The organism is Mesorhizobium sp. M1A.F.Ca.ET.072.01.1.1, assembly GCF_004023325.1.
Classification (GTDB): domain Bacteria; phylum Pseudomonadota; class Alphaproteobacteria; order Rhizobiales; family Rhizobiaceae; genus Mesorhizobium.
Map to the genome: position 1 here is coordinate 1 of NZ_RZSF01000313.1, position 7,837 is coordinate 7,837.

The window sequence follows — 7,837 nt, forward strand, 5'->3', positions numbered from 1 at the left end:
TTCGAAGGCCTATCAGCGCTTCCCCTGCCTGGCCAAGGCGGGCATCCCCAAATGGGTCAATGGCGCCTTCACCTTCACCCCCGACGGCAATCCGCTGGTTGGCCCGGTGCGGGGCTTGAAGAACTACTGGGTCGCCTGCGGCGTCATGGCCGGCTTCAGCCAGGGTGGCGGCGTCGGCAAGTCGCTGGCCGAATGGATGATCTACGGCGAGCCGCAGGCCGACATCTTCGGCATGGACATCGCCCGCTACGGCGCCTTCGCCGCCAACCGCGAGTATCTCAGGCAAACCACGCGCCAGTTCTACGCCCGTCGCTTCGTCATGACCTTCCCCAACGAGCGGCTGCCGGCGGGCCGGCCGCTGAAGCGGCCCGGCGCCCATGACGGCATGAGCGCGGCCGGCGCCGAGTGGACGGCCTCATGGGGGCTGGAAGTCCCGGCCTATTTCGCGCCGATGGGTTTTCGCGAGGAGACGACGCTGAAGCGCTCCAACGCCTTCGACATCGTCGGCGATGAGGTGCTGCAGGTGCGCCGCGCCGCCGGCCTCGTCGACACCACGGCCTTCTCGCGCTACGCCGTGTCCGGTCCCCGCGCCGAGGCCTGGCTCGACCGGCTGCTTGCCTGCAAACTGCCGAAGCCTGGGCGCGCGAAGCTTGCCCCGATGCTCGGCCATGACGGCAGGCTGAAGGGCGACCTTACCGTGCTCAACTGGGGCGGCGACTACTGGATCATGGGCTCCTATTACCTGCGCGAATTCCACATGCGCTGGTTCGAGAGGCACATGGCGGACGGCGTCTCGGTTACCGACATCTCGGACGCGATGTCCGGCTTCCTGGTGACCGGGCCGAATGCAAGGAAGGTCGTCGAACGCACCACGCACCAGGACGTCTCCGCCAAAACCCTGCCGTTCATGGCCTGCGCCGAGTTCGACATCGGTATGGTTCGCGCCCGGGTCGCCCGGCTGTCGATCGCCGGTGAGCTCGGCTTCGAAATCAATTGCCCGGCCACCCTGCATGGGACCCTGCGCGAGACGCTGCTCGCCGCCGGCGAAGATCTTGGTCTGGCCGAGATCGGCTACTACGCGCTCAATGTGCTGCGGCTGGAGAAGAGTTTCGGCATCTGGTCGCGCGAATTTACCCAAGGCTACACGCCCGGCCAGACCGGGATCGATCGGTTCGTCGCCTTCGAAAAGGGCGATTTCGTCGGCCGCGAAGCAGCTCTCAAGGAGCGCAAGGCGGGCGTCGCCCGGCGGATCGTGACCCTGGAAGTCGATGCCGCCGACGCCGACGCCAGCGGTTTCGAGCCTGTCTGGCGCAAGGGACGCCGCGTCGGCTTCGTCACTTCCGGCGGGTATGGCTACACGGTTGGCAAGAGCGTCGCCCTGGCGTTGCTCGATGACGATTTCGCCGGGGAGGGGACGCAACTTTCCGTACACATTGTCGGCGTCGAACGGCCGGCGCGCGTCATCGCGGCCTCGCCCTATGACCCCAAGGGCGAGGCAATGCGGCAATAGGGAGGATTGGGCATGATTGATGAGGCCGCACGCGATCAGAGGCGCGAACGCCGGCGCGGACGCACCGGCGAGGCCGGTAGCGAGTCCAGCCGCCGCCCGAACTATCGTTCGCTGAAGAACCCCTTCCTGCCGCAGCCGGTCTTTTCCGACGATCAGGTCGCCGCAATCCACGACACGGCGCTGCGCGTGCTGGAAGAACTCGGCATCAAGGTGCTGCTGCCGGAGGCGCGCGCCATTCTTGCCAAGGCCGGCGCCCTGGTCGACGAGGACAGCCAGATGGTGCGGATCGGCCGCGACACGGTCGAGGCAGGCTTGGCGTCCGCGCCGCGCTCGATCCCGGCCTATGGCGGCGACCGCTCCCGCGACCTTATCCTCGAGCTTGGGTCCATGACATTCCTCGCCGGCTCCGGCGCGCCCAACGTCACCGATCTCCAGCGCGGAAGGCGGCCCGGCACGCTCGCCGCCTTCGAGGAATTCATGAAGCTGCTGCAGCATTTCGACGTGCTGCATATGCTCGGCCCCTGCATCGAGCCGCAGGACGTCGACACGCGCTTTCGCCACTTTGCCACCGGCCGCGCGCAGCTCACCTTGTCCGACAAGTTCCCCTTCGTCTTCGCCCGCGGCACACCGCAGGTCGAGGACAGCTTCGAGATGGTCCGGCTGGCGCGCGGCCTCTCGCAGGAGGAATTTCGTAACGGCGCCTACTGCTACACCGTCATCAACACCAATTCGCCGCGCCAGCTCGATATCCCGATGGCGCAAGGCATCATCGACTTCGCCAGGTTCGGCCAGGTGTCGATCATCACGCCCTTCTGCCTGGCGGGCGCCATGGCGCCGATCACGGTCGCCGGCGCGCTGACCCTGCAGCATGCGGAGGCGCTGGCGGGGCTGACGCTCGCCCAGATCGTGCGCCCCGGCGCTCCGGTGGTCTATGGCTCGTTTTCCTCAAATGTCGACATGAAGTCGGGCGCGCCGGCCTTCGGCACGCCGGAGCACATCAAGGCGACCTTGGGCGCCGGCCAGCTCGCGCGCTTCACCGGCTTGCCTTGGCGTTCCGGCGGCGGCAGCGCCGCCAATGTCTCCGACGCGCAGGCGGCGCATGAGACGCAGTTCGCGCTATGGGGCTCGGTGCTTGCCGGCGCCACCGTCTGCATCCATGCGGCAGGCTGGCTGGAGGGCGGCTTGAGCGTCTCGTTCGAAAAGCTAATTACCGACATCGAGGCGCTGCAGACGGTCGCCGAGCTTTGCGCCACGACACCGGGTGATGCCGACGCCATTGGTTTCGACGCCATTGCCGAGGTGCAGCCCGGCGGCCATTTCTTCTCGGCCGCCCACACCATGGTCCGCTACCGCACCGCCTTTTACGAACCGCTGGTGGCCGACTGGTCGAATTTCGGCAACTGGACGCAATCCGGCGGCAAGACCGCGACGGAGCGCGCCACCGGCATCTGGAAGCGGATTCTTTCCGATTTCCAGCCGCCCGCATCCGCTGCCGCCACCGCCGGCGTGCTCGACGATTTCATCGCACGTCGCACCGAAGAGGGCGGCGCGGCACCGGTGTCGTGAGGTCAAGGCAGCAGGGCAACCGCTGTACGCGAATAGGTCTTGTCGCTGACCTGGGAAAGCATGAACGCCGCCACGTCGGCGCGCGCCAGCGTCGGCAACAAGGATCTGGCCCGGATGCCGTGGCCGTGGCGGAACCGGCCGATGGCTGGACCGTTGCCGAGCTTTGGCGGTCGCACGATCGTCCAGTCGAGGCCGGACTGCGCGATGAGCCTTTCCTTCGCTTCGTGATCCGCCGCTTCATGGCGCAGCACGAGCGGCACGACGATGCCGCCGAGCAGTGGCCCCAATTGCCGCCGGCTGTCGCGGACGCCGAGGAAGGACTGATAAATGAGCCGGGTTGGCCCGCTCCGTTGCATCGCCTCGACGATGAAGCCGATACCGGCAATCACCGCCGCGTCGTGCTTCAGTGGCACGCCGACACCGAGGCAGCTCAACACCGCGTCGTGACCGGCAATCGCGCCCTCCACCGCCTTGCAGTCGGCGACGTCTCCGACGATCACGCTCAGACGGTCGTGGCTGATGGCGAGCTTGCGCGGGGTGCGGACGAAGGCGGTGACCAGATGGCCTTCCGCCAGCGCCGCCGAGACGAGGGCGCGGCCGGTCGCGCCGGAGGCGCCAAAGATCAGAAGTTTCATTTCCGGCCTCCCTGGCCAGTCTGCCCCGCTCGTCAGCCAAGCTTGCGCCCCGCGACGAAAGCGACCCGCGCTCCAGTCGGGCCGGGCAGCAGCCTTGTGTAGACGTAGTCGCATTGCTCCACCAGACCCTGCGCGGCGCCTTCCTCAAAAACCGTGCCGCCCCACATCGGGACACGCGTGATGCCCTGCATGCTGGCCGAACCGGAACCGCGCATGGTGCGGGTCACCCCCGAAATTCTCGGCAGCCACCCGGTTTTGCTTGTCTATCGCCGCGAGATCGGTGATGAGGCGCCTGTGCGCGCCGTCATCCGTTTCGTGACCGCGGTGATCAGGGATCAGGCAAGGGTGATCAGCAGCAAGGCTTGATCGCATTGCCTCAAGCCGCCGTCCGACGATCTGGCGAAACGGGTGCAAGGCGGCTACGCTGCGATGAGGACAAGGCAGGCGAGAGGAAGCACATATGACGACGCCTGGCGACTTGATGCAGGCCTTGTTCCTGCGATTGAAGACCGATGCGTCGCTGTCGGCGCTGTTGGGCGGCGCCGGCCTGCTCGAGCGCGCCGACGCCAAGGCCGCATTTCCGCACGTCACCTACGGTCGCACCAGCGCCTTCGACCTGGACACCGGCGCCGACGACAACGACGACCAACTCATCACGCTCCACATCTGGTCGAAGGCGCAGGGCGAGGCCGAGACGCGGCTCATCATGGACAGCATCAAGGCGCGCCTCGACGGCGCGGCCCTCTCGATTGGCCCGCGTGGCCAGACGCGGCTGTCGCTGGAATTCGCCGAGGCGCGCTATGACGACGATCTCGCGGTGCACCACGGGCTGCTGCGCTTCCGCGCGCTGACGCAAGAAGGTGCCTGAGAGACCAGCTTTTCCTTGAGCAATTCCAGGAAAGGTGCGTAGCGGTTTTCCGTCCGGAAGTGCGAAAAAACAAAGAGTTAGAGCAATTCCGCGTTTCCTTGAAACGATGGACTTCTCTAGAGCTGGGCCTGGATGGCGGCCTTGTCGATGACAGACCAGACCTCGCGTATTCGCCCGTCCTGGATTTCATAAAAGACGTTCTCCGCGAAGGTGACTCGCCTGCCGTTCACCGCTAGGCCGAACAGCATGCCCTTGGGCCTGCAGTCGAAATGCAGGCGGGCCGCCACGCGCGGCGGCTCTGAAACCAGAAGCTCGATGTTGAAACGCAGATCGGGAATGGCCTGAAAATCGCCTTCCAGCATCCGGCGATAGCCCGAAAGCCCCACCGTCTCGCCATTATACTGCACCTCCTCGCCGACGAACCGGCCGAGATTGTCCCAATCCTGTTCGTTGAGGCAGGCAATGTAGTCCTTGTAAAGATTGGCAAGGTCGTCATGGCTCATGGCATTCTCCCCGTCCTCAACTGCTTCACGGCGCAAATTAGAGCATATGCAAGCCGCGAAAACCGTAGCCGCGCCCGTGATTTTCCGGCTATCAATCCATGGCTAGTCCTGATGGGGCCCAGGCAGTTGGACTCGCATTTGTTCGTCTCGCGGGGCAGGGGGTATGGCGGGCATGGATTTTCGGCCGTTCACCGTTCATTTCATGTTCAGCACAAATGCGTTAGTACCGTGATCATGAAAACGTTCCGCTCCCTTACTCGCGCCGCGACGCTGGCGCTTGCCGCAGCCGGGATTTTTGCGTCGCAGGCGACGGCGATGCCGCTCGTCGAGCCATCGGTCGATCAGCCGCTCGTGCTTGCTGCCAGCGACTGCTATGCAATCGGCCAACAGATCGCCGCGCAGAACGGCGGCACGCTCGCCAAGGCCTCGCAGGCCACGCGCGGCGGACAGCAGGTCTGCGTGATCGTGGTACTGGTCCCGGGCAAGGAGGGCCAGCGGCCGCGCCGTACCGAGATCGTGGTGCCGCTGGACTGACGCCCAATTCCCTTTAACAGGCTTAAGTTTCCTGGCCGGCGGAATCGGCCTATACCTCCACCCTTCAACAGGCTACGAACCATGCGCGTGCTCGTCGTCGAGGATGACAAGGATCTCAACCGGCAGCTTACGGATGCGCTGGTCGATGCCGGCTATGTGGTCGACCGCGCCTATGACGGCGAAGAGGGGCATTTCCTCGGCGACACCGAGCCTTACGACGCCGTCGTCCTCGACATCGGCCTGCCGCAGATGGACGGCATCAGCGTCGTCGAGCGCTGGCGCCGCGGCGGTCGCAAGATGCCTGTGCTGATCCTGACCGCGCGCGACCGCTGGAGCGACAAGGTTGCCGGCATCGATGCGGGCGCCGACGACTACGTCACCAAGCCTTTTCACATCGAGGAGGTGTTGGCCAGAGTGAGGGCGCTGATCCGCCGCGCCGCCGGCCATGCCTCGTCCGAGCTCACCTGCGGGCCGCTGAGGCTCGACACCAAGGCCTCCAAGGCCGACGTCAACGGCGTGCCGCTGAAGCTCACTTCCCACGAGTTTCGGCTGCTTGCCTATCTGATGCATCATATGGGCGAGGTGGTATCGCGCACCGAATTGGTCGAACATCTCTACGACCAGGACTTCGACCGCGACTCCAACACCATCGAGGTGTTCGTCGGACGGCTTCGCAAGAAGATGGGCATCGACATGATCGAAACCGTGCGAGGCATGGGCTATCGCATGCGAGAGCCGGAGGCGTGACGCGGAACCGCTGAAGCCGACGATGAGAACGTGGCTTTCAAAGCTGCGGCTCTGGCCGCGCTCGCTGACCTTCCGCGTCATCGCCTTTTCCACGATTTGGGCGATCCTGACGCTCGTCGTCATCTTCACCCTCATCACCACGCTCTACCGCCAGGCCAGCGAGCGCGGCTTCGACAGTCTGCTTTCGGCGCATCTGTTCAACCTGATCGGCTCCGTTGGCATTTCCGACAATGGCGCGCTCATCGGCTCGCCCGACCTTGGCGATCTGCGCTTCTCGGAGCCGAATTCCGGCTGGTACTGGTCGGTCGAGCCGGCCTCCGAAGACGTTCACGGCGAACTCCATTCCTCCTCGATGACCTCCTCGATCCTGTCGCCGAGCGTCACCGAGGTGCCGTTCAACGCGAACTTCCAGCGCAGCTATTCGACCGAGGGCATCAAGGGCGAGGAGTTGGAGGTTTTCGAGAGCGAGTTCGTGCTCGATGCCAAGAACCGCGCCGCGCGCTTCCGCGTCATGGGCAATCACAGCGAGCTCGAGCAGGAGATCGCGAGCTTCCAGCGCCGGCTGCTCACCTATCTGTCGCTGTTCGGCGTCGGCATGATCGCCATCAACGCCATCGCCATCCTTTTCGGCTTGCAGCCTTTGCGCCGCGTGCGCAACGCGCTGGCCATGGTGCGCGAGGGCACGGCGCAGCGGCTCGACGGGCGCTTCCCGGCCGAGATCGAGCCTCTGGCCAGCGAGACCAATGCGCTGATCGAGAACAACAGGCGCATCGTCGAGCGCTCGCGCACCCAGGTCGGCAACCTCGCCCATTCCCTGAAGACGCCGCTTGCCGTGCTGATCAACGAGGGCCGCGCGCTCGGCGGCGCCAAGGGCGAGCTCATCGCCGAGCAGGCTGCCTCGATGCAAAAGCAGGTCGACCACTATCTGCAGCGCGCCCGCGTCGCCGCCCAGCGCGACAGCGTCGTCTTCCGCACGCCGGTGGCGCCGCTGGTCGAGCGCATGGTGCGCGTGCTGCGCAAGCTCAACCCGCAGACACAGCTTTCGCTGTCGCCGCCGGCCGCCGGGATCGTCTTTGCCGGCGAGCGCGAGGATCTTGAAGAATTGCTCGGCAATCTCCTCGACAATGCCATGAAATGGGCGAAAAGCGCCGTTGCCGTCTCGGTCGCCACCGTTGCCGGAAGCCCCAACCTGTTTGAAATCGTCATAGAGGACGACGGCCCCGGCATTCCCGAGGACAGCGCGCGGGAAGTGTTGAAACGCGGCAAGAGACTCGACGAGACGAAGCCGGGAACGGGGCTTGGATTGGCCATTGTCGCCGACCTCGTCAACGAGTATGGAGGCGCCCTGGCGCTGGAACGGTCCAGCATGGGCGGCTTGAGGGCGGTGGTAAGATTGCGGAGCCTTCAATAATGTCTTTATCGGTTTCCGTGCGGCCGCTTGCGGCCAAATTTCCGACAAATATCAATACTATGG

The 7,837-nt window shown here is 65.2% G+C and carries 10 protein-coding genes; 7 read left to right on the forward strand and 3 right to left on the reverse strand.

Annotation, left to right across the window (positions count from 1 at the left end):
- Both EOA32_RS29795 and EOA32_RS29800 read left to right on the forward strand, forming a co-directional pair.
- On the forward strand, positions 1-1,510 hold a 1,510-nt coding region (locus EOA32_RS29795; protein ID WP_145971384.1), incomplete at its 5' end, for a glycine cleavage T C-terminal barrel domain-containing protein.
- A 12-nt stretch (positions 1,511-1,522) separates the two neighbouring features.
- Positions 1,523-3,076, forward strand: coding sequence for a trimethylamine methyltransferase family protein (locus EOA32_RS29800; RefSeq protein WP_095827186.1), 1,554 nt, complete (start codon positions 1,523-1,525; stop codon positions 3,074-3,076).
- A gap of 2 nt (positions 3,077-3,078) precedes the next feature.
- On the opposite strand, the gene EOA32_RS29805 is transcribed toward EOA32_RS29800, so the two are convergent.
- Together EOA32_RS29805 and EOA32_RS38880 are read right to left on the reverse strand one after the other, a co-directional pair.
- Positions 3,079-3,711, reverse strand: coding sequence for an NAD(P)H-binding protein (locus EOA32_RS29805; RefSeq protein WP_179294438.1), 633 nt, complete (start codon positions 3,709-3,711; stop codon positions 3,079-3,081).
- Positions 3,712-3,743: 32 nt separating this feature from the next.
- Positions 3,744-3,926: a hypothetical protein gene (locus EOA32_RS38880; protein ID WP_189407471.1), complete on the reverse strand. Its 183-nt coding sequence runs from the start codon at positions 3,924-3,926 to the stop codon at positions 3,744-3,746.
- Here EOA32_RS38880 and EOA32_RS38885 point away from each other — a divergent pair.
- Together EOA32_RS38885 and EOA32_RS29810 are read left to right on the forward strand one after the other, a co-directional pair.
- Entirely contained in the window at positions 3,925-4,077 is a 153-nt protein-coding gene (locus tag EOA32_RS38885) for a hypothetical protein (RefSeq protein ID WP_189407473.1), read from the forward strand. The genes EOA32_RS38880 and EOA32_RS38885 overlap by 2 nt on opposite strands.
- A gap of 115 nt (positions 4,078-4,192) precedes the next feature.
- The gene (locus EOA32_RS29810) at positions 4,193-4,579 is read left to right on the forward strand and encodes a DUF3168 domain-containing protein (RefSeq protein ID WP_245499425.1); all 387 of its coding nucleotides are present in this window, start codon (positions 4,193-4,195) and stop codon (positions 4,577-4,579) included.
- A gap of 116 nt (positions 4,580-4,695) precedes the next feature.
- Here EOA32_RS29810 and EOA32_RS29815 read toward each other — a convergent pair whose 3' ends face one another.
- Complete coding sequence (locus tag EOA32_RS29815; protein WP_128373624.1) at positions 4,696-5,082, reverse strand: ester cyclase; 387 nt, start codon at positions 5,080-5,082, stop codon at positions 4,696-4,698.
- A 234-nt stretch (positions 5,083-5,316) separates the two neighbouring features.
- On the opposite strand from EOA32_RS29815, the gene EOA32_RS29820 reads away from it, so the two are divergent.
- The 3 genes from EOA32_RS29820 (at position 5,317) to EOA32_RS29830 (ending at position 7,774) form a co-directional block, all read left to right on the forward strand.
- Positions 5,317-5,616, forward strand: coding sequence for a hypothetical protein (locus EOA32_RS29820; RefSeq protein ID WP_095777890.1), 300 nt, complete (start codon positions 5,317-5,319; stop codon positions 5,614-5,616).
- Between the two features lie 81 nt (positions 5,617-5,697).
- Positions 5,698-6,363 carry a response regulator transcription factor gene (locus EOA32_RS29825; RefSeq protein ID WP_067320964.1) on the forward strand — a complete coding sequence of 222 codons (666 nt, stop codon included), beginning with the start codon at positions 5,698-5,700 and terminating at the stop codon, positions 6,361-6,363.
- Positions 6,364-6,385: 22 nt separating this feature from the next.
- A complete protein-coding gene (locus tag EOA32_RS29830) occupies positions 6,386-7,774 on the forward strand; it encodes an ATP-binding protein (protein ID WP_128373625.1) in 1,389 nt (462 codons plus the stop codon).
- Positions 7,775-7,837: the final 63 nt, after the last annotated feature.

Bases quoted from the DNA above. Each gene is read 5' to 3' on its own strand.
- EOA32_RS29825 (WP_067320964.1), top strand. From the start codon at position 5,698: ATGCGCGTGCTCGTCGTCGAGGATGACAAGGATCTCAACCGGCAGCTT.
- EOA32_RS29805 (WP_179294438.1), bottom strand. From the start codon at position 3,711: ATGAAACTTCTGATCTTTGGCGCCTCCGGCGCGACCGGCCGCGCCCTC.
- EOA32_RS29830 (WP_128373625.1), top strand. From the start codon at position 6,386: ATGAGAACGTGGCTTTCAAAGCTGCGGCTCTGGCCGCGCTCGCTGACC.
- EOA32_RS29800 (WP_095827186.1), top strand. From the start codon at position 1,523: ATGATTGATGAGGCCGCACGCGATCAGAGGCGCGAACGCCGGCGCGGA.
- EOA32_RS29820 (WP_095777890.1), top strand. From the start codon at position 5,317: ATGAAAACGTTCCGCTCCCTTACTCGCGCCGCGACGCTGGCGCTTGCC.
- EOA32_RS38880 (WP_189407471.1), bottom strand. From the start codon at position 3,926: ATGCGCGGTTCCGGTTCGGCCAGCATGCAGGGCATCACGCGTGTCCCG.
- EOA32_RS29815 (WP_128373624.1), bottom strand. From the start codon at position 5,082: ATGAGCCATGACGACCTTGCCAATCTTTACAAGGACTACATTGCCTGC.
- EOA32_RS38885 (WP_189407473.1), top strand. From the start codon at position 3,925: ATGGTGCGGGTCACCCCCGAAATTCTCGGCAGCCACCCGGTTTTGCTT.
- EOA32_RS29810 (WP_245499425.1), top strand. From the start codon at position 4,193: ATGCAGGCCTTGTTCCTGCGATTGAAGACCGATGCGTCGCTGTCGGCG.